Origin of the sequence: Dubosiella newyorkensis (assembly GCF_001945605.1) — a bacterium.
GTDB classification, from domain to species: Bacteria; Bacillota_I; Bacilli_A; order Erysipelotrichales; family Erysipelotrichaceae; genus Dubosiella; species Dubosiella newyorkensis.
In genome coordinates this window covers 1-747 of the sequence record NZ_MPKA01000019.1, presented here as the reverse complement: position 1 = coordinate 747, position 747 = coordinate 1, and the positions used below count along the sequence as shown (strand labels likewise).

Genomic DNA, 747 nt, shown 5'->3' with positions numbered 1-747 from the left:
CGAAAACTTCACAATCTTCTGAAAAGACAATTCAATCCAAAAGATCCCGACAGTGTATGGTGTACTGATATCACCTACATCTGGACAGAAGAAGGATTTGTCTATCTGACCAGCGTGATGGACCTGTATTCCAGAAAAATAGTGGGATGGGTGATGACTCGAAATATGGAAGCCGCAAAAGTTCTGGAGTGTATAGAAATAGCCAAAAGAAGACGAGGAATCAAAAAGCCATTGGTGATCCACAGCGATCGAGGAGTGCAGTACACAAGCGAAGAATACAAAAACAAGACAGAAGGAATGGAAAGATCGTATTCGAGAAAAGGCAATCCATGGGACAACGCCTGCATCGAAAGCTTTCATTCACTGATCAAGAGAGAATGGATCAACTTCTACCATTTCGAAACAATGAAAGAAGCGAAGAAAGCCGTATTCGAATATATAGAAGGATTCTACAATACGATCCGGATCCATTCCCATTGCGGATACGAATCCCCGATGGAATACGAGAAAAACTACAAGATATTGAAAAAGATGCGTTTAGAAAAAAATTGAGAAGCGGCATTGACGATGGGGATCCCTAAGATAAGCTTGGGGCTTTTCAAGCTGCAGCAAAAGCTGGGAGTTTGAAAAGCAACAAGAAATGGGTTCTTAGGGATAGGGACCCGTAGTCAATGGAAAGCGGAACAAATTTTTTCGGATTTGTCAAAAACAGAAATTTAGATTGTCCTCAAACTTGACATAGTACCA

General features: G+C 41.1%; 1 protein-coding gene. It reads left to right on the top strand.

Annotated features, from left to right (window positions below):
* Positions 1-552, top strand: a 552-nt coding sequence (locus BO225_RS00270; RefSeq protein ID WP_076340303.1) for an IS3 family transposase, incomplete at its 5' end; no start/stop codon positions are given.
* Positions 553-747: the final 195 nt, after the last annotated feature.